Genomic DNA, 18367 nt, shown 5'->3' with positions numbered 1-18367 from the left:
TTAAGTCAAGAAAAACTAATATATCTCTTTTACCCGTCCTACTTCACCACTCATCAGCCGGACTTTGATGCCATGAGGATGGGTTGGAGACTTTGTAAGAATGTCTCTGACAATTCCGTCTGTTAAATAACCGCTTGCCTGGTCCTGTTTCAAAACTATTGCGACAGAAGCGCCCTGTTTGATATCTGCTCTTTTTGTACCCTTATTCATGTTCATCCTTTGTTTCATTATAAATTGAGAGAGACGGAAAGGCAAACTCTAAAGAGTTTCTCTCAAAAATTATCATTATTTTTTCCATAACATCCTGCTTCGTCTTCAGCCACTCTTCCCACTCCACTGATTTTGAAAAACAATATACAAGTATATTAATGCTTGAGTCTGCAAACTCGTCAAGATAAACAAGCAGTGTCTTTTTGACACCTTCAAGATCATCTTTAGAAACAAGTTTTGCTATATGTCCATACTCAATCTCATGCTCATATTTTGTATTTTTTGTTGCAATTTGCGGATGATTTTGCAGCATCTCTCTGATTTCTTTGATGGCATTTTTAATATCTTCTTGTTTGGAATCATATTTTACACCCAGTTTCATCTTTATTCTGCGTCCTAGTTTTCTTTTGTTCCAGTTTTTTATATCTTTGGATGCAAAAGTACCGTTTGGAATGGCAATAAGAGCATTATCAAAGGTTCTCAGTGTTGTCACACGCAGACCGATTTCTACAACAACACCCTCTTTACCGTCAACCTCTATCCAGTCGCCTTGTGAAAATACATCGCTGAAAAGGACAGAGAGTGTTCCAAAAAAGTTTGAAATTGTATCTTTTGCTGCAAAAGCAACCGCAAAACCACCAATTCCAAGACCAGAAAGTACAGCGGTCAAGTCAACACCGGCAAAATACAGAACAATCAGCAAACCGATAATGACAATAAAAAAATTGATGATTTTCAATCCGACATTAATCAGTTCACTTTTTATATTTGATTTTTCTTTCTCAAAAGTATTGAGCTTGATAATGGCTGCCGTATTGACAATGATATAAATAATATATGTAAAATAAAAACCGTATATCATGTTAAATATACGGCTCACTTCTTCTATGGAACTGAAATTATTGTAAACATATATGACCATGTTTACATTAATGATCAGGATGAGGATCTCTATGCTTTTGCGCAGTTTTTCAAGAATCTGTTCGGAGTATCTGCTTAAAAAGTCTATTTGAAGAAACAGTTTTTGCAATGCGATATAAAAAACTTTTCTTAAAACGTAAATCACCAAAATCAGCAAAAAGATAATAATAAGCTTCACAACACTCAGTCCGTACGACTCTAAAAACCCATCTACAGCTTTCACCGGAGTAAAAGAATTTATAAAAACAACAGGCTTAATTATATGGTATTTGACATACTTGTTCAGTCGGTAGAGTTTATTCTCCGCTTTGTATAAAAAGGCTATAAAATCACTGTTTATCTCCTGCAGCGCATAGTATTCCTCTATATTTTTTTTTGCCGCTTTTAAGATAGGAGAAGGATCTTGGAGTGCCAAAATATGTTTATAGTCTTTTGCTGTAATTTTACTCAGGGCTTCCTGATTCTGTGCCGTATAAATATTTAATTTTTCTTCAAAATCCTGAATACTCGGCACATCCAACGACAAAAGTATGTTTTTAATCAATATGTTCTGATTTTTTACAATTTCATACGACTTCAGCTGTGCCTCATCTCTGATAACAGCATATCCGTTGCCAAGCCGTCTGTTAATCGCGATGATTTTTTTCAGTGAAAATATTTCCTTGCTGAAATCCTGTACATTCTCAATATACTGCTGTTTGTTTGAGATGATAGTATTGAGTTCCTGATCATACATGTACTCCTGTTTTTGCAGTAAATTTTCTATCTGCTCCTGAGAAAGATTTACATCATTCATTTGATACACCAGCTGTAACTGTGCATCTATAAACTCTGAATATTTTACCTTTGCACTTAATGTGCCGGCAAATATAAAAACAAAAGCCAGTAAAATTATTTGAACTTTTTTAATGGGACATCCTTTATATACCTTCCGCTATCATAGCATCAGCTACTTTTTTAAACCCTGCAATATTTGCACCGTCAACATAATTCCCCTCTACTCCATAGTCTTTTGCCGTAAGCGCCACCCGTTTACAGATCATCTGCATCGTCTCCTGAAGCTTGTAGTTCACCTTTTCATAACTCCATTTACTCATAGAAGCATTTTGACTCATCTCAAATTCACTCACAGCCACACCTCCTGCATTGGCAGCTTTAGCCGGTGCAAAACATACTTTATGCGATTGCAGCAAGGCAATAGCATTTGGAGTCGATGGCATATTCGCACCCTCAGAAACACTCACACATCCGTTTTCTATAAGATTTCGCGCATCCGCTTCAAAGAGTTCGTTTTGCGTAGCGCACGGAAATGCCGCATAACATGGAATATTCCAAACAGCATGCTCCCCTTCAGGGTACTCTGACACAGGCGTATACTTTGCCTCTGTATGTGTCTGTACATACATTTCCAAAGAATTGCTTCGATTCATTTTTAACTCTTTTACCAGAGCCAGATCAATCCCTCTTGGATCATACACTGTCCCGTGAGAATCCGAACATGTCACAACTGTAGCACCAATCTCCTGCAGCTTTTCGATTACATGTAAAGCAACATTTCCCGCACCGCTGACTGTACATACTTTACCCTCAAGCGGCTCTTTGTTTTCAATTTCAAGCATACTCTGTGTAAAATATACCACCCCGTAGCCTGTTGCTTCGGGGCGCATTAAAGAGCCTCCGAAAAAATAGGGTTTTCCCGTCAAAGTACCTTCGTATGAAGATGTAATCTTTTTATACTCTCCAAAGAGATAGCCGATTTCCCGTGCACCGACCCCTATGTCACCGGCAGGAACATCTATGCGCGGCCCGATATATTTATGCAACTCTGTCATAAAGGCTGTACAAAACTTCATAACTTCAAAGTCACTTTTTCCTTTTGGATCAAAATCACTGCCGCCTTTGGCACCACCTATAGGTAAACCCGTCAGTGAGTTTTTCAAAATCTGTTCAAAACCCAAAAACTTCAAAATTCCTTCATTTACACTCGGATGAAAACGAAGTCCTCCTTTATAGGGTCCGAGTGCGTTGTTAAACTGTACTCTGTATCCTGTATTTACCTGTATTTGATTATTGTCATCCAGCCAGGTTACTTTAAACTTTATAATTCTGTCAGGAACGACCAATCTGTCTAAAATTCCAAATCTGCTGTATCTCTCGTCAGACTCGAGCAACGGGGCAATCGAGTAAATCACCTCCTCCATCGCCTGGTAAAATACATTGTTTTCGGCACAGTTACCATGCTCAAATTTTTTAATTTCCTTCTCTGCTATCGACAAAAAGAATCCTTTATAAACTACTATTGTGAAGGAATTGTAGCACAAGCAGGAAAAAAAGTAAAAACTATTGAAAAAAGTCACAAATTTATCATAAAAGCCCTTGCTTTAAGTCAGTCATAATATATAACATATTATTATGTGACAATCTTGTGATTTACTTATAAGGAACATATTCATGTTTAGAAACAAAAGTATAAAAGAGCTCATGTGGTTCTTAACAATAGTAATTGTAATATCTCTCGTCGGTGCGGCCGGATTTACATATTATGCGCTCAACAGCATAGAAAAAGAGTTCAATGAAATCAAAGAGAGTTCCATTGACACATCTCTGACTATCTATGATATAGAAAAGAGAATGAACTACATCAGTAGAAATGACAGAGATGTCATGCTTGGCGGTAATATTGAAAAAGACAAAAGAGAACTCAGAGAAAATATCAGTGCAATTGCAGAAAATTTCAAAAAACTTGAAAAAGTTTCCAAAAACGGTTCCAACGAAGCACTTCTGAAAAAAGCAAAATATTCAACGCTGAAATTTATCAATGAAGCATACAAATATATAGACTCTTTACGCGCCGATGATATTAAAAACAACAAAGAAGGCATTTACCACGTATATCATCAGAAGCTCTCACCTTTGGCTGTAGAGTCACGAAAATATTTTAAAACATTTGTAAAAAACAAAAAAGAACAGTTTAACAAAGACATGCAAGCCATGAAAAGTGCTATAACATTTTACAAACTGTTTGTACTTGGCTCTAGTCTCCTTATTATCGTTATCTTATTTTTACTCACTACAAAAATCAGAACTTCCATAGTTTCAGGCATCAATAGATTCAAATGCCTCATAGAGACTGCTTCCAATGGTGATTTCAGCAAAAAGAATGAGATCAGAACACGGGGAGACACCGAACTTGATGCGATGGGCAAAGCTCTTAAAATTCTTATAGAGCACACTGAAAACATGATTCATGAAGTAAACACTGCTATAACAAATGCCTCCCAGGGTGACTTTTCCAAACCTATCTCTACTGAAGGAATGCACGGAGAGTTTCTGGTTGCTATCAGGAATGTCAGTAAAAGTATAGATTTTATGCGTGAACAGTATCAAAAAGCACAAAGAGACTCTTTTAACTCAAAACTGAGTGTAAAAAGCGTCAATGTGTCCGAATCTCTTACCGTTATTCAAGCTGATTTAAAAACAAATATAGAAAAAATCAAAGAAGTGACACATGCTACAGATTCTGCTGCAAAACTTGCAAATGACTCTCGGTCAAATATTAACACTGTTGTCAGTGGACTGCATGAACTCAATGAACAGGTAGGCACAAACCATGCAAACATAGATGAGCTGGCTTCACAAACAAACAATATCACATCAGTCATCGAACTTATTACCGATATCGCAGATCAGACAAATCTTTTAGCGCTTAATGCTGCCATAGAAGCAGCCCGTGCGGGTGAACATGGTAGAGGATTCGCAGTTGTAGCAGATGAAGTCAGAAAACTGGCAGAACGCACACATAAAGCGACAAGTGAAATTTCGATATCCATAAAATCACTGCAGCAGGGAATGAGTGAAATTCAGACAAGTTCCGAACTGATGAAAGAGACAGTGGATGCCTCTACCGCTAAAATAGAAGAGTTTGAAACGACGCTCATTGAACTGAGTGATTCTTCAACAAAAATTGTAGACCAGTCATACTATATGGAAAACAGTATATTTATTGTACTGGCAAAAATAGACCATATTTTATATAAATCAAGAGCATATAACTCCTTGATATCTTTGAAAAAAGTACTCAAAGCAGTCTCTTCTCATGAATGTAATCTTGGAAAATGGTATGACCATGAAGGCAAAGAACGATTTAGCAATACTTCGGCTTATCCGCAAATCGCACAACCGCATAATATTGTCCATACCAATGCAAACAAAAACCTTGCATTCCTTGATAAACCAAACGCGCAAGAAGAAGTATTGGAACATGCTCAGGATATTTTACACAACTTCGAAGAAATGGAAAAAGCATCAGAAGAACTCTTTAAACTTCTTGACACTATGCTGAGTCAAACACAAAAAGAAGAATAAGCTCTTTGTTTACTCCCACTCCTCATATTTGGAGTGAGAGTGCTTGTCTTTTTTATACCGTTTGGCATTCTTGCTTTTCTCCAACTGGTTTATACTGTAAAGCAGTTCTTCTTTAATATTGTCAATATCTTCATCAGAATCTTTATAGCCTATCATTTTTTTTACAAGCTGTTGCAGATCCTGCAGTTCTCCCTTATACAGCTGCACCTCTTCTACCCGATTGAGCAGTTTCAGTGCATTGTCAATCTTTTTATTGTACTTTTCATTGTCCAGGGCATCACTGTTTAGCAAGTAGGACAAAATACTTTTTTTAAATCTTTCCAGTGCTCGGATATACCGAAGCCTGTTTGCATTCTCGATTGCTTTTTTAGATGCTGTCATTGTAAGCCTATTATTTATTTATGAGTATAATTATACAAGAGATTTCTAAGAACTCGAACAATATTTGGAGAAAATACCATGAAAAAAACAATTTTACTGCTAATGCTCTTTACGCTGTCTTTAATGGCAGAGGTGAAAAATGAATATATTTCACAAGCACTGCTCAAGCAAAATATTCCTATCGTAGATATCAGAACACCGGGAGAATGGAAAGAGACCGGTCTTTTAAAAGGTGCAATTCCTATCATGTTTTGGGATGCAAGAGGAAACTATGATGCAAGAAAATTTTTAAATGAATTACATAAAAAAGTTGATACTACAAAACCTTTTGCCCTTATCTGCCATACAGGCAGCAGAACTTCCATAGTTGCGCCGTGGCTTGCAAAAGAGTTTGGATACAAAGTAATCAACCTCAAGGGTGGGATGGAGTATGCAACCAAAGGGTTGCATATTAAAACAGTACCCTACAGGCAATGAGCCGATTAAAGACAGTTTTAAAATTTCTTCTTTTTCTGACACTCCGAATTGTGATAACATTCGGAGTGCTTGGATTGCTGATTTTTCTGCTGTGGGGTGCTCTTTATCTTATTTTTTACTAAATCCGAATCAGAGTAATGATTTTATAACATTACTGACCCCCTGATGCAGATTATAATTGGCTATTGGAAAGTCCAGACTTTCATTTTCCAAATTCACCGTATACCTGCTTAAATATGTCCCTAACTCACTCAAGTCTATCGGTGTGTACTGCTCACATTTCTCCTCCTCAAGTTTTGTCCGTACTAATTTATTTGCCTCATTAGAGTGTGCAAGTGTAAAAGCCAGTGTTTTCAAACTCAAAAAATCGCTCCATCGAAGGAAAATCTCGGGAGTCAGTGTCTCTATATACTCCCCCTCTGGTGTAAACAACAGATCATTGTCCCGCAAAGGAACCAGTACCGATAAAATCGCACGGGAAAAAGGAGCCACTTTATCAGTCCAAAATGGTGACTCATTTCTTGTTTTGAGCTCTTTTTCGATTTCATTTACTATCGTATCTACACTTTCATTTTTAAAAAGTTCATATGTTTTTTGTTTCATACCCTCATCCATGTAATATTTTTTATAATCATACACTTTTAGTATATAATTTCACATTTAAAAAGGAGCAATAGTATGAAATTACATAAAAGTCTTATCACAAACCTCATTGCACTCTCTCTTGTTGGAATATCTTTTATGGTGCCTTTATACAAAGAAGCTTTATTATATGCAGGTCTGTTTGCACTCTCTGGTGCCTTGACAAATCAGTTGGCAATTCATATGCTCTTTGAAAAAGTGCCTTTTTTGTATGGTTCCGGTGTTATCATTGAGAGATTTGAAGCATTTAAAAGTGCTATAAAAAATCTTATCATGAATGAATTTTTCACAAAAGAACAGCTGGAAAAGTTTTTTGCCAATGAAGAAAAAAAGATAAACCTTGTACCTATCATAGAAGAGACAGATTTTACACCTGCTTTTGATGCTTTAAGCAAAACAGTAATGGAGTCCTCTTTTGGTAGCATGTTAGGAATGTTCGGCGGAGAAAATGCCTTGAGCGCCTTAAAAGAGCCCTTTACAAACAAACTCAAATCAGCAGTCATAAAAATAGTCACATCCAAAGCATTTAATGACACCCTGCAACACCACCTTAGCCATTCATCCTTAAATGCCGATATGATACAATCAATCGAACGAGTTGTTGATGCAAGACTGAGTGAACTGACACCTCAAATGGTTAAAGAAATCGTACAAAAAATGATACACGAACACCTTGACTGGCTGGTTGTCTGGGGTGGCGTATTTGGAGGATTAATTGGACTTCTCAGTTCTTTTCTAGTTTAGCCCTTAGTTAAGGGGTTTAAGGTTTGGATTTTTAAAGTTTTACAACAATTTTTTATAACAAATGGTTTAAAATCTGCATATTTTTGAAAAAGATTGTTAAACTTAAACAACTATTTGTTTTTTATACTACATAAATTTTCAATAATAAACAGTACTTCTGCTTTTTGGTGTCTCAAAAAATTCTATATGAGATACAGTAATATTAATTTCCATCATTTTCTTTTGAACTATTTGTAATAGCCAAGCAGATATGTTTTCACTAGTTGGAACAAAATCAACTATTATAAACCCCCTCATACATTTCATATATATGAGTTGGTTCATTTTTAATACAGTTTAAATTGGGTGTTCTATAGTTTTCTGGATGAATATACAAATTATATTTATCCTTATAATGTGGCAACATAGTTTCAAATAATGGATCATTAATATCAATAATAAATTTATGATCTAGTGTATCATCTAAAAATTGTTTAAATCAATTTAAATGATTAAAATCTGTCACCATGCCATTTTCTAGTTTATCACTTTTAAGATATATTACAATTTTACCTTGATGCCCATGCAAATGACGACATGCCAAACATCCATCAAGTGAAAATTGTCAAACGAACTCTAAAATTTTGCACTAAAAAGTAAAAAAAAGTTACAATTTGAAACTTAAACCACCTCGGTTTTTTTCTTGGATTGAACTAAAGATTTATCTTCAATCTTATAAATATCTGAATTTAAAATTCCTTGTTCTTTTTTCTCTTTTAGTCTATAGCTGTCTCCTTGTATATTGATGATATGTGAATGATGCAAGAGTCTGTCAAGAATTGCAGTAGTGACCACTTTATCTCCGGCAAATATCTGTGTCCATTTACTAAAGACAAGATTGGATGTAAGAATAGTTGAACCTCTCTCATAGCGTTTAGAGATAATCTGAAAAAAGTGATTAGCTTCCTCCTTGTTCATATTGAAATAGCCAATTTCATCGATGACAAGTACAGATGGGTTTGTAACCGATTTTAAAAAAGCATCATATTTACGCTCTTTTTTTGCTTTTGTGGCGTTATGTAAAAGCTCAGAGATAGTAGTGAATTTTGCTTTGTATCTGTGTTGTACCGCTTTATATGCCAAAGCAATAGCAAGATGTGTTTTACCTACGCCACACTGACCAAGAAGAATAATATTTTCATTTCGTTTGTAGAGAGCTCCTCTATTTGTTTACGATTGACACCAACTGAGAAAGTGTAGTCAAACTGCTCAAGTGTTTTTATTGCAGGAAATCCTGCAAGCTTTGTCAAGGTGCTTTTACTTCTATCCATTCTGTTGTTATATTCCCGCTGCAACAGCTCTTGTAAAAATTGTACATACTGCCACTCTTCCTTTGCTGCAGTTGCAGCAACAGTATGAAACTCCTCTGCTATTGTAGAGAGTTTCAATGATTTGCATAATGAGAGGATCTTGGTTTCTAATGCCATAGTGCACCTCCTATTTGCATTGGTGTTGTCAATGCCGGTAAGAGTGATAGAAACATTGCCGCTGGTATTAAATCGTCATAGGTTTGCATATCTCTATTTGGAATATACAAAGAGTCAATTTTACAATTGTCTCTATTGAAGTATGATTCTTTTTTTGCTACACTTTTGATGATAACCTTTGGATGGATGCCACCATAAGGTTTAGGCAGACAAAGCAAGTGGGGTTGCTCCTCTGCAAGTAAGTCAAATGGTCTTTGCAATGTTGTTTGATGTATCCTTATGTTGGCAACATTCTCAAGCCATTTTAAAACCTCTGCATTTGCATTTTCAAGATTTAGTTCATAATACATCATAGCAAGATGCACTTTAAGGGCATTGGGAAAACTATATCGAAAATAGTGATTAAACCTTTCAACTTTTCCTTTCGTCTTTGGACGATATGGTCTACACACTCTTATTGTAAATCCACAGTGCTTTGCAAAGTCTTTAAAGAGAGGGTTGAGTTTGTGTTTGCCTCTTCCATATACATTGCGTTTAATAATGACTGTGCGCATATTATCGTATAGACACTCTAGTGGAACGCCTCCGAAGTATCTAAATGCATTCATATGGCATGCAAGCAGTGTCTCTATCTTCTCATTATCGACATACTCAACATATGATGCTCTTGAGTATCCCATTGTAGCCACAAAAGCAGAGAGCTTCTCTTTGGGAAACTCGACCCAATCAACTTGCATCTGTTTGGCTGGCTCTGTTTCAAAGCGGATAAGTTTCTCATCATTTTTTATACGCTCACGCAATTCATATTTCTGCATCACCTGCTGAAGCCAACGCAAGCTTCCTTTATACCCTCGCTTTTGTATCTCTGCATAAATAACAGTTGTTGGAATATAAGACTCTTCTTCTTTTGCAGTCTCTAACATCTTTGCAATATCTGGGAGAAAAGGATCTACAATATTTTCCACAGGTGTTCTGTTAATAATTGGAACATATCCATCTGGAAGCTTGGAATATTTACGAACTGTCTCACGACTAATCCCTAGTCGTCTTGCCACCTCCGTCTTGTTTAAGCCCTCTTCTAAAAATTTTTTGATCATACGAACCTGCCTTTTATCTAACACTTGACCCCTTTCAAAAAAGATGCAAGAGAGTCTATCAAAATTAATTTGATTTTTTAAGGTTTATGTTTAAAAAGTAACTTTGAACTCATTTACTTTAGTGCCAATTTTAGCAGTTCGTTTGACAATACTTACATAAACTATCATAGGATTGAAAAACTACTTTATTGTCTTTATTATCCATAAATACAACTGATAAATCATTGGTATCTGGAATTTTATTTTTCAATATCGCATCCAAACCATTGTCTAATAGTTCTATAGCTATATAATTTGAATTTTGTAAGCCCATTACTATTGGAATTGGATATTCAAGATTAGAATTTATCATACTTAATATTTCATCAATAGTATCATAAAATGTCATTTCCATACTCAACTTTTATTATTATGTATTTATTATTTTATCAAACCAGTTTCATAAACAGCTTGTACAAACTTTTCTTTAGTATCATAATCAAGAGACTTAATTAATTGCTTATGCTCACTTATCAATCTTTGTCTATAGTCGGTATCAGTATCTTTTAAAACAACATTAAAACACTTAGTATATTCTTCAAATTCATTTATAATCTTCTCTGCTTCTTTATGATACTCTACTCCACCAATAGCCTTTATCTCTATATGATTTGAGTCTATTTTCTCAAGATTCCAGATAGTACCTTTTTTATTTTTGATCTCTCTTGATTTTGCTTTTGTATTTTTAAATAAAATATCCATTACATTTTGACTATAGCCACTACGTGGTAACCAAGAAGAGAGTAAGTTTTTATCATGACACATGAGCATATAGAGATAAAAGTTAAAATTAATACCATCTTGTTTTATGGTAGATATATGAAAATGTAGCCCCGTATCTTCATTAGTGTAGCCATATTCTTCAATAAGTGGCAAAATATTTTGAATATAATGTTTCACACCATTTTTAGTAGTAATTGGAATTGATATTTCTATACCATTATTATCTAATGATTGGTCAGGTTTTATCTGTATACAATGGTTTTTATCACTATCAGTTGGAAGTGTTACTAAATCTACTAAAATATCTGCATCTGTAAAATTTGCAATTTTAATTCTTATTTCTTCAATAGCATCTTGCAAATTATATTTAGCTGTATCTATATAAAACTCAAATTCGCACCCAAACTGATATAAATCATTTTCACTTATTTTTAAAGTGTCTAAATTGCTATTTCCAGCTGTCTTATACCTTTTTGTAGTGTTTTGTACCATTTAGTGCAAACCTGCTAAAAAACTATCAAGTTTATGCACCTTGTAGTCTGTATTGTTTTCCCATATTTTTAACGGCTTTTGTTCTTTTGGTATCTCTTCAATTTCTCTTATATAAACAAATGCTAGATTTACACCCTTGTGGGTTTTTACCTTTATCTTTTTTCTTTGGTAATACTCTGGTGCTCCCTCAAATTCATCAATTTTATCTAATAGCTCTTTTCTCTTAATCTCATAAAGCTCACCCATCACTTTAGTAATTGGTTCTTTTATAAGATATGGATAGTTACCAAAACTATCTTCATACATTGCAAACTTACCAACTGTAGAGGCTTTACCTATTCTTTTTGCATATTTTTCTAAAAGTTTATGATTATCAAAACCTTTTTTTAGTGAGCCATACACAAAAAGAAATTCGTTAAATGGTTCTATCTTTTTAAAGTAACCTCTTTTTTCAATAGAGATTAATCCCCTCTCATGAAGTCTATGAAGATATTTTCTAATTGTATCTTTAGATACATCTTTTAGTTTTATATAGGAAAAAGGCACTATTTCATCAATAGCTAAACTGTTTATTTGTCGTTCTATTTTATCCATAATTCTCATAGCCCTTCCTCCTTTTTATCGTGACTAAATTATAGCATAAATTCCATAAATCTGTCACGATAATATTTATAGTCCATAATCAATAACTTCCATATCATCATCAATATTAAGATATTTCATAGTGGTATCAATCTCTGTGTGATTTAAAAACTTCTTTGCATGAACTATCCCAAATTTCTTATAAACTTTTGTTGCTGCTGTTCTTCTCATCGTATAAACAGTTACCCTATAAGCACTATCATACGGACTTATATTTTGGTTAAAGTGTTTATCAAATATATTTCTAAAATGTTCAGCATAGCCTTGATATCTTGTATGTCTATTTTTCATAGCTTGTTTTTCTTCTTCAGTTGTAGCTTTTCTGTAAAGCTGTATTGGAAAAAATATAAAGTTATCATGCACTAAATCATGTTCATTAATCCACTCTTTAAACATTGTCAAAAGTTCATCTCCAACCTTTGCATCATATGGTTTACCTTGCTTCATCGCTCTAATATGCACTGTCTTGTTTTCAAAATTTATATGCTTCACCTGTATTGTCATTATGGCTGATGGTCTTGCTCCAGTATGATAACAAGCTTTTAAAAATAACAACAATCGTGGCTTAACTTGCCATTCATCGAGACTCCATAATTTTTCAAGCTCTTCATCTGACAATACTCTACCTGCTTCATTTTTATCTGTCTTAATTATCTCTCCAACAACTGCTAGATTTTTATCTATATACCCCTCTTTAATAGCCCAATTAAACAAGGCTCTAAGATTACTAATTATTTTTTTCACTGTTCTTGGATTAAGAGGAGTTGCATCTGATTTGGCTTTTTGTTGTGCACCTCTTAGAGTTGGTGTTTTTTTTAATTCTTCACTCAATTTTTTAATATCAGAAGTTTTAATCTTTGATATTTTCATCTTCCCTAATTTTGGTTTAACATGTCTGTAAAATGTAGCTTCTATCATTTTAGTAGTCTTAGCTCTGTTTTTACAGGAAAGTAAATCTTTGCAACATCTTCTAAAGTTAGATTATTATTCATTAACTTCCTAGCTAAAAGAGAATCGTCTTTTTCTATTTCTACTCTATCTTTGGCTAATTCAGCTCGTTTCTCGTTTAATATTTTTAATGCTTCTTCTTTGGATGTCGCATTGCATCGATATTTTTTAACTTTATTGTCAATATCTCTGTATGCAATTATCACTATCTTTATAATATTCATAAATACCATTATATTTTTTTGCTCTTATCTTTCGCAAACCCATTAAAAAAACCTTTGATTTTATTACAACAAAATTTTACAACAATTTGTTGTAAAACTGCATAAAACTGCATAAAACTGTAAATGACTGTAAATATCAAAAAATAAGAATTCCTCTCAGAAGCCTATATATAAGGCTATCTGAGGAGATTTAAGGTTTATTGCAAAAGTATAGGGATTTGTCTTTGGAGGACTGATTGGACTACTGAGTTCTTTTATACTATAGAAGTTTCAACAACTTCTATAGCTACATCATCGCCTACACTCAACACATCGCCTGCTCTTATTTTGGCACGTTTGCGCAGTTCAACTTCACCGTTACGCACTACATATCCATCTGCCACAATCATTTTTGCCTGTGCGCCGCTGTCTACAAGGTCTAACACTTTTAATAATTTATACAGCTCTATATATTCATCTTTTAACTCAAATTTCATCTACTCTCCTCTTTATAATTTTCAGTTTTTCTGACCGTGACAATTTTTTTATTTCATATTCACGCTTTGAAGCACTGCTTCTATTTGTATGTTCTTCATTATATACCAATCTTACCGGTCTTCTGATTTTAGTATATTTTGCACCTTTTTCTGAATGGTTATGTTCAGAAATTCGTCGTTTTAAATCTGTTGTTATCCCTGTATACAGGCTATTATCACTACATTGTAAAATATATACATAATATACCATTTATACATCCTTTCATCAAACTATATCATAACTACAGTATCATTTTGTAACAATTTCTTAAAAATATATGAATTTAGTTGTAAATAACAAAAAGTTATAATATAATAAAGACTTAATTTATCACAAATTGGTCACTTTTTTTTAATACAGGAAAAGAACATGGAAAAACAAAAAGTAATAATAGTCGAAGATGATGAAATCACATCACTTAACTTAAATATGTCTTTACAAAAGCACGGATACAGTGTAGTGGCGATGTGTGATAATGCTCCTATGGCAAAAAGTAAAATAGCTACACACAATCCGGATGTCATTATTATTGATATCTCTTTACAAGAAAGCAATGACGGAATCGAACTTGCAAAAACTATAAAAGAAAAATATGATATTCCTTTTATTTATCTCACTTCATACAGTGATGATGACATTATTGCCCAGGCAAAACTTACTGAACCCTACGGATATATTGTAAAACCTTTTGATCCCGGGTCTCTGCATGCAACTATACAAATGGCTTTGTTCAAATACCAACAGGAAAATGAAAGAAAAGAGAATATCAATTCACTCAAAGTAGATAAACTGAACCTGGAAAAACTACTCTATTCCAAGCGCTCACAAGACAAACCAATTGTTCCGTTCGGTGGTGGTGATTACCATCTTGACATCAGTATATGCGAAACCTTTTATAAAGGGAAAAAGATCAAGCTTACCAAAAAAGAAAATGCTTTTTTGCGCCTTCTTGTTGCCCAACTTGGTTTAGTTGTATCATTTGAGCAGGCAATGAACTATGTCTGGGATGAACACGGTGCTACAGAAAACAGTGTAAGGACGCTGGTGTGGAGACTGCGAAACAAACTTGAAACAGACATTATAAAAAATGCCTCAGGAATTGGCTATTATATAGAAGATTAGTTTATTTTAATGGATGCAATCTTTTCTTTTATTTCTTTCAGTGTTTGCTCATAATTATAGTCTGTATTTTCAAGTTTTGCCATTCTTTCCATTTCAGTTGCATTTTTTTGTAAAATTTCAATTCTGAAATTTCCGCTTGACCCTTTAATACTGTGGGCCAGAAGTGCTGTTTTTTTATAATCTCTTGCAGCAACCGCCTTTGCCAAGTCACTCAGAGTCGTTTTCATTTTTTTGATAAAAAGTGTCAAAAGCATAATAAGTTCATCTTCATTCAACATTAACTCTTTCATCAGTTTCTTTGCATCCAACCCTGTAATCTTTTGGTTGTCCGTGGAAGATATATCTGTTTTATCCTCCTGTATAACACTGTAGGAATCCAGTTTCAGATATGCCATAAAAACACGTTCCAACTCTTTTAAAACCAGAGGCTTCCCTAAAAATGTGTCAAATCCGTTCAGTAAATCTCTCTCTTTACTCCCTTTTAACACATTAGCTGTCAGGGCAGAGATTGGCGTATGACTTAGACCGTTTTTTTCCTCATATTCGATAATTTTAATGACGGCATCGGTTCCGTTCATAACAGGCATCTGCTCATCCATAAGAATCAAATCATATTTGTTTTTTTGATACAGTGCAACCGCTTCTTTTCCATTGTGAGCCAAATCAAATGTCAAGCCATATCTGTTGAGGACAATCTTCATTAATTCCTGATTTGCCTCATTGTCCTCAGCAACCAAGATATGTCCCTTAAATCTATTGGATATTTTTTTATTATGGATTAATGACAATTCAGGGTTGAGCAACTCATTGAAATGTTTATGAAGTTTTGAACAATACAGAGGAAAACTCATCGCTTTGATATGCGTATAGTGTTCATATGTATCATACTCTTTGCTCATAAGTGCTATATATTTTTTTGGAGAGTAGATAATCTCTTTTTGTATGTTTACATCGCATGTTTCATGTACAAATATACATATGTCAAACTCGCACTCAAGCGTTTCTACAACACTGATGTTCATCGCAAAAATTTCAGCATACTTCAAAAAGGATTCATGCCGAAAATCTAAAACTTTGTCTTTTGCATACAGTACCATTTTTAGTTTCTGAAAATCACTGATATCTTTAAATGCCTGACACTCATCATTTTGCACTGCAACAGGGATATCGAGCCAAAAGGTACTGCCTTCTCCCACTTGTGATTCTACATGAACACTTCCATTCATCAACTCTGCAAGCTGGTGTGATATAGACAGGCCTAGACCCGTTCCCTCTTTGTTGTTGTTTTGGCTAAACTGTGCCTGTGTAAATGCAACAAATATACTTTCCATATCTTTTTCGTTTATGCCGACTCCGTTGTCTGTCACACTGATTTTGAGTTGGTTGTTATGACAGCTTGCTTCAACCTTTATCACACCACCCTCAGGCGTAAATTTTATGGCATTACTTAAAAAATTTGAGACTATCTGTTGAATTCGAAGGACATCCCCAAACAACTCTTTTGGAATACGAGGATCTATAAAAGAAGTAATGGTGATATTTTTTGAATTTGCACTAGCTACAAAAAGCTCCATCGTGTGGCTTAGCTCTTCATGCAGAGAAAAAATCTTTGGTTCAATCGTAAACTCACCGCTTCTCAGTTTTGAAAAATCCAAAATATCATTGATAATACTCAGTAAGTTTTCGCCGCTGCTTAATATAATATCCAAATAATTTCTATGTTTATTGCTAATATCTTCATCCATCAAAAGATTTACAAACCCTAAAATAGCATTTAAAGGCGTGCGAATTTCATGCGACATATTGGAAAGAAAGTACTCTTTTGCCTGAGAAGCACGCAGTGCTTCCTGCCTTGCGTCAATAAGCTTTTGAAAAATACTGTCTGTATAATATTTTAAAATACCTTTAAAATTTTTATCAAAAATATAAGAAATTTCTTCAAAGATCTCTTTTGAATTTATCTTCGCATCATAAGTGAACTCTACCATAGAACGACGAAAATTGCTGCATATCTCAAACAACTCGTCCGCACTGATTTCACGATGTTTCAAATAGGCCAAAAACTCCTGCATAACAGGACAGTCACCGATATCTCTCTCACCCGCGATTACGCCCATAAAGTAGTCAAATACACCGCTGGCATATTTTTCTACAAATTCTTTTTCATCTATCTTATGTAAATGAAGTATCTCTTTTACAGAAGCATACGATATCCATTGCTGCAGTATATCTGACTTTGAAGATACAAATACCCCTTTTACTGCTCTTAAATGGATGCTGCCTTCTTTCATTGTTATACCATTATCTTACATGTAACAAAAAGTATGACGCAACTGTAATAACAGACAGTTTCATCAAAGATATTGCAGTTGTTCCGACAATATTGCCTAACTGGCAGCTACTGCATGCGACATAAAGTTTTCCTTCATACTGGGCATAAAAAAAGTAAACTATATTTAAACCAAGGACTCCGTATATCATATAAAGTTGATATGTCCATAAAGTCTGTAACGTCTGCTCCTTCTGAATAAAAAAAGATGCTACAAGCGGAAGAAGCATAAAAAACATAACAATATTTATCAGTTTCAAAATTTTGTCTCTGAAAAAGACCGTAGGGCAGTAATCGGCATTTGTAGTATTTATACCGTTTTCTAAACTTTTTTCAAACTTCTCTTTTTCTTCTTTGGACATTTTTTGCACAAAAGTAGCGCCAAAAGTATAGTCTATTTTTCGCTGAATTCTTACAGAAAAATCTCCGCTTGCCTGCAGTGACTTATCATTTCCGTTTCTGTCTTGATATACAACACTGATAGTTTCAAAGCGTTGTATCTGTGCTGTTTTTCCAGGATAATACAATGTTGATTCTGTAGTCGTGACATTGCCCTTATGGTTTATCAACCGGGGGTTTATCATCTCTATCAGCTTCCCTTCATCATCTTTTACAATAATCAGGTTATAGTAACTCCCGATTTGATAAGCACTCAAAGCATCCAAATTATTTTCATTGATAGTATCTTTGAGATCTTCTATCAAGGCAAATAATTCATCATCAAATTTTCTTATATCTACAGCGTATTCTATACTCAGGGGTGTAGGATGCGTTATAATCTCTCTTACCATTGTTTTTTATACCTTATACACGAAAGAGTCTTGAATAAAATTTCAAGACTCTTCTTGTTAGTGACTCTTACCTACAACTATAATCATTTTTATATTGATTATTATAAATCTGATAAACTGCCAGATTACACACGTTCTCATTGCTTTTGCAAACTTACCCGGTATCATTGTTAAAGTAAACTTATCATTTTTTTGAAAGTTTACTTCCTCTTCAACATGTTTTATTTCACTCATAATC

The 18367-nt window shown here is 34.3% G+C and carries 22 protein-coding genes and 1 pseudogene; 4 read left to right on the top strand and 19 right to left on the bottom strand.

Going from position 1 to position 18367, the window contains the following annotated elements; genetic code table 11:
- Positions 1–15: 15 nt before the first annotated feature.
- The 3 genes from LCX93_RS04060 to gdhA form a co-directional block, all read right to left on the bottom strand.
- Positions 16–210, bottom strand: a complete 195-nt coding sequence (locus LCX93_RS04060; protein ID WP_226068769.1) for a YwbE family protein — start codon at positions 208–210, stop codon at positions 16–18.
- Complete coding sequence (locus tag LCX93_RS04055; protein WP_226068767.1) at positions 203–1927, bottom strand: mechanosensitive ion channel family protein; 1725 nt, start codon at positions 1925–1927, stop codon at positions 203–205. Before LCX93_RS04055 ends, LCX93_RS04060 begins: the two co-directional genes overlap by 8 nt.
- A gap of 124 nt (positions 1928–2051) precedes the next feature.
- Entirely contained in the window at positions 2052–3401 is a 1350-nt protein-coding gene (gene gdhA, locus LCX93_RS04050; protein ID WP_349636709.1) for an NADP-specific glutamate dehydrogenase, read from the bottom strand.
- A gap of 181 nt (positions 3402–3582) precedes the next feature.
- Here gdhA and LCX93_RS04045 point away from each other — a divergent pair, with 181 nt between their 5' ends.
- Positions 3583–5496: a methyl-accepting chemotaxis protein gene (locus LCX93_RS04045; RefSeq protein ID WP_226068763.1), complete on the top strand. Its 1914-nt coding sequence runs from the start codon at positions 3583–3585 to the stop codon at positions 5494–5496.
- Positions 5497–5505: 9 nt separating this feature from the next.
- Here LCX93_RS04045 and LCX93_RS04040 read toward each other — a convergent pair whose 3' ends face one another.
- Positions 5506–5877 carry a hypothetical protein gene (locus tag LCX93_RS04040; RefSeq protein WP_226068761.1) on the bottom strand — a complete coding sequence of 124 codons (372 nt, stop codon included), beginning with the start codon at positions 5875–5877 and terminating at the stop codon, positions 5506–5508.
- Between the two features lie 78 nt (positions 5878–5955).
- Between LCX93_RS04040 and LCX93_RS04035 the strand changes: the two genes are divergently transcribed.
- The gene (locus tag LCX93_RS04035; RefSeq protein ID WP_226068759.1) at positions 5956–6354 is read left to right on the top strand and encodes a rhodanese-like domain-containing protein; all 399 of its coding nucleotides are present in this window, start codon (positions 5956–5958) and stop codon (positions 6352–6354) included.
- Positions 6355–6483: 129 nt separating this feature from the next.
- Here LCX93_RS04035 and LCX93_RS04030 read toward each other — a convergent pair whose 3' ends face one another.
- Complete coding sequence (locus LCX93_RS04030; protein WP_226068756.1) at positions 6484–6957, bottom strand: hypothetical protein; 474 nt, start codon at positions 6955–6957, stop codon at positions 6484–6486.
- Between the two features lie 75 nt (positions 6958–7032).
- On the opposite strand from LCX93_RS04030, the gene LCX93_RS04025 reads away from it, so the two are divergent.
- Positions 7033–7740 carry a DUF445 domain-containing protein gene (locus LCX93_RS04025; protein ID WP_226068755.1) on the top strand — a complete coding sequence of 236 codons (708 nt, stop codon included), beginning with the start codon at positions 7033–7035 and terminating at the stop codon, positions 7738–7740.
- A 138-nt stretch (positions 7741–7878) separates the two neighbouring features.
- On the opposite strand, the gene LCX93_RS12560 is transcribed toward LCX93_RS04025, so the two are convergent.
- From LCX93_RS12560 to LCX93_RS03970, 11 genes and pseudogenes are all read right to left on the bottom strand, one after another.
- Positions 7879–7956, bottom strand: coding sequence for a hypothetical protein (locus LCX93_RS12560; RefSeq protein ID WP_502988723.1), 78 nt, complete (start codon positions 7954–7956; stop codon positions 7879–7881).
- 262 nt (positions 7957–8218) lie between these two features.
- Positions 8219–8308: a 6-carboxytetrahydropterin synthase gene (locus tag LCX93_RS04015; RefSeq protein ID WP_226069405.1), complete on the bottom strand. Its 90-nt coding sequence runs from the start codon at positions 8306–8308 to the stop codon at positions 8219–8221.
- A 92-nt stretch (positions 8309–8400) separates the two neighbouring features.
- Positions 8401–9206, bottom strand: a pseudogene (istB, locus tag LCX93_RS04010) (IS21-like element helper ATPase IstB).
- Positions 9197–10303 carry an IS21 family transposase gene (istA, locus tag LCX93_RS04005; protein WP_226065673.1) on the bottom strand — a complete coding sequence of 369 codons (1107 nt, stop codon included), beginning with the start codon at positions 10301–10303 and terminating at the stop codon, positions 9197–9199. Before istA ends, istB begins: the two are co-directional and overlap by 10 nt.
- A 130-nt stretch (positions 10304–10433) precedes the next feature.
- On the bottom strand, positions 10434–10697 hold the full coding sequence (locus tag LCX93_RS04000; protein ID WP_226068754.1) for a hypothetical protein: 264 nt from the start codon (positions 10695–10697) through the stop codon (positions 10434–10436).
- 26 nt (positions 10698–10723) lie between these two features.
- Positions 10724–11557 carry a hypothetical protein gene (locus LCX93_RS03995; protein ID WP_226068752.1) on the bottom strand — a complete coding sequence of 278 codons (834 nt, stop codon included), beginning with the start codon at positions 11555–11557 and terminating at the stop codon, positions 10724–10726.
- The gene (locus tag LCX93_RS03990) at positions 11558–12151 is read right to left on the bottom strand and encodes a gamma-glutamylcyclotransferase family protein (RefSeq protein ID WP_226068750.1); all 594 of its coding nucleotides are present in this window, start codon (positions 12149–12151) and stop codon (positions 11558–11560) included.
- A gap of 75 nt (positions 12152–12226) precedes the next feature.
- Positions 12227–13117 carry a tyrosine-type recombinase/integrase gene (locus LCX93_RS03985; protein ID WP_226068748.1) on the bottom strand — a complete coding sequence of 297 codons (891 nt, stop codon included), beginning with the start codon at positions 13115–13117 and terminating at the stop codon, positions 12227–12229.
- On the bottom strand, positions 13114–13371 hold the full coding sequence (locus LCX93_RS03980) for a hypothetical protein (protein WP_226068747.1): 258 nt from the start codon (positions 13369–13371) through the stop codon (positions 13114–13116). The genes LCX93_RS03985 and LCX93_RS03980 overlap by 4 nt, the downstream gene beginning before the upstream one ends.
- A 254-nt stretch (positions 13372–13625) precedes the next feature.
- Positions 13626–13847: an RNA-binding S4 domain-containing protein gene (locus LCX93_RS03975; RefSeq protein ID WP_226068746.1), complete on the bottom strand. Its 222-nt coding sequence runs from the start codon at positions 13845–13847 to the stop codon at positions 13626–13628.
- Positions 13837–14097, bottom strand: coding sequence for a GIY-YIG nuclease family protein (locus LCX93_RS03970; RefSeq protein WP_226068745.1), 261 nt, complete (start codon positions 14095–14097; stop codon positions 13837–13839). The genes LCX93_RS03975 and LCX93_RS03970 overlap by 11 nt, the downstream gene beginning before the upstream one ends.
- Before the next feature lie 159 nt (positions 14098–14256).
- Between LCX93_RS03970 and LCX93_RS03965 the strand changes: the two genes are divergently transcribed.
- Positions 14257–15009, top strand: coding sequence for a response regulator transcription factor (locus LCX93_RS03965; protein ID WP_151900742.1), 753 nt, complete (start codon positions 14257–14259; stop codon positions 15007–15009).
- Here LCX93_RS03965 and LCX93_RS03960 read toward each other — a convergent pair.
- From LCX93_RS03960 to LCX93_RS03950, 3 genes are read right to left on the bottom strand one after another with little or no spacing between them, the layout of a single operon-like run.
- Entirely contained in the window at positions 15006–17300 is a 2295-nt protein-coding gene (locus LCX93_RS03960; RefSeq protein ID WP_226068744.1) for a hybrid sensor histidine kinase/response regulator, read from the bottom strand. The two genes, LCX93_RS03965 and LCX93_RS03960, sit on opposite strands and share 4 nt — an antisense overlap.
- A 10-nt stretch (positions 17301–17310) precedes the next feature.
- Positions 17311–18129 carry a peptide deformylase gene (locus LCX93_RS03955; RefSeq protein ID WP_226068743.1) on the bottom strand — a complete coding sequence of 273 codons (819 nt, stop codon included), beginning with the start codon at positions 18127–18129 and terminating at the stop codon, positions 17311–17313.
- Positions 18130–18186: 57 nt separating this feature from the next.
- A complete protein-coding gene (locus LCX93_RS03950) occupies positions 18187–18363 on the bottom strand; it encodes a hypothetical protein (protein ID WP_226068741.1) in 177 nt (58 codons plus the stop codon).
- Between the last annotated feature and the right edge of the window lie 4 nt (positions 18364–18367).

Source organism: Sulfurimonas sp. SWIR-19, assembly GCF_020410885.1.
GTDB lineage: Bacteria > Campylobacterota > Campylobacteria > Campylobacterales > Sulfurimonadaceae > Sulfurimonas > Sulfurimonas sediminis.
The sequence above is the reverse complement of the archived record's forward strand: the minus strand, read 5'-3'. Positions and strand labels throughout refer to the sequence as shown.

Coding starts and splice junctions, on each gene's coding strand:
- LCX93_RS03985 (WP_226068748.1), bottom strand. CDS start 13,117: ATGATAGAAGCTACATTTTACAGACATGTTAAACCAAAATTAGGGAAG.
- LCX93_RS03950 (WP_226068741.1), bottom strand. CDS start 18,363: ATGAGTGAAATAAAACATGTTGAAGAGGAAGTAAACTTTCAAAAAAAT.
- LCX93_RS04060 (WP_226068769.1), bottom strand. CDS start 210: ATGAATAAGGGTACAAAAAGAGCAGATATCAAACAGGGCGCTTCTGTC.
- LCX93_RS03995 (WP_226068752.1), bottom strand. CDS start 11,557: ATGGTACAAAACACTACAAAAAGGTATAAGACAGCTGGAAATAGCAAT.
- LCX93_RS04040 (WP_226068761.1), bottom strand. CDS start 5,877: ATGACAGCATCTAAAAAAGCAATCGAGAATGCAAACAGGCTTCGGTAT.
- LCX93_RS04025 (WP_226068755.1), top strand. CDS start 7,033: ATGAAATTACATAAAAGTCTTATCACAAACCTCATTGCACTCTCTCTT.
- LCX93_RS04035 (WP_226068759.1), top strand. CDS start 5,956: ATGAAAAAAACAATTTTACTGCTAATGCTCTTTACGCTGTCTTTAATG.
- LCX93_RS12560 (WP_502988723.1), bottom strand. CDS start 7,956: ATGATGGAAATTAATATTACTGTATCTCATATAGAATTTTTTGAGACA.
- istA (WP_226065673.1), bottom strand. CDS start 10,303: ATGATCAAAAAATTTTTAGAAGAGGGCTTAAACAAGACGGAGGTGGCA.
- LCX93_RS04045 (WP_226068763.1), top strand. CDS start 3,583: ATGTTTAGAAACAAAAGTATAAAAGAGCTCATGTGGTTCTTAACAATA.
- LCX93_RS03990 (WP_226068750.1), bottom strand. CDS start 12,151: ATGGATAAAATAGAACGACAAATAAACAGTTTAGCTATTGATGAAATA.
- LCX93_RS04000 (WP_226068754.1), bottom strand. CDS start 10,697: ATGGAAATGACATTTTATGATACTATTGATGAAATATTAAGTATGATA.
- LCX93_RS04030 (WP_226068756.1), bottom strand. CDS start 6,957: ATGAAACAAAAAACATATGAACTTTTTAAAAATGAAAGTGTAGATACG.
- LCX93_RS03955 (WP_226068743.1), bottom strand. CDS start 18,129: ATGGTAAGAGAGATTATAACGCATCCTACACCCCTGAGTATAGAATAC.
- LCX93_RS03960 (WP_226068744.1), bottom strand. CDS start 17,300: ATGAAAGAAGGCAGCATCCATTTAAGAGCAGTAAAAGGGGTATTTGTA.
- LCX93_RS03965 (WP_151900742.1), top strand. CDS start 14,257: ATGGAAAAACAAAAAGTAATAATAGTCGAAGATGATGAAATCACATCA.
- LCX93_RS03970 (WP_226068745.1), bottom strand. CDS start 14,097: ATGGTATATTATGTATATATTTTACAATGTAGTGATAATAGCCTGTAT.
- LCX93_RS04055 (WP_226068767.1), bottom strand. CDS start 1,927: ATGAATGATGTAAATCTTTCTCAGGAGCAGATAGAAAATTTACTGCAA.
- LCX93_RS03975 (WP_226068746.1), bottom strand. CDS start 13,847: ATGAAATTTGAGTTAAAAGATGAATATATAGAGCTGTATAAATTATTA.
- LCX93_RS03980 (WP_226068747.1), bottom strand. CDS start 13,371: ATGAATATTATAAAGATAGTGATAATTGCATACAGAGATATTGACAAT.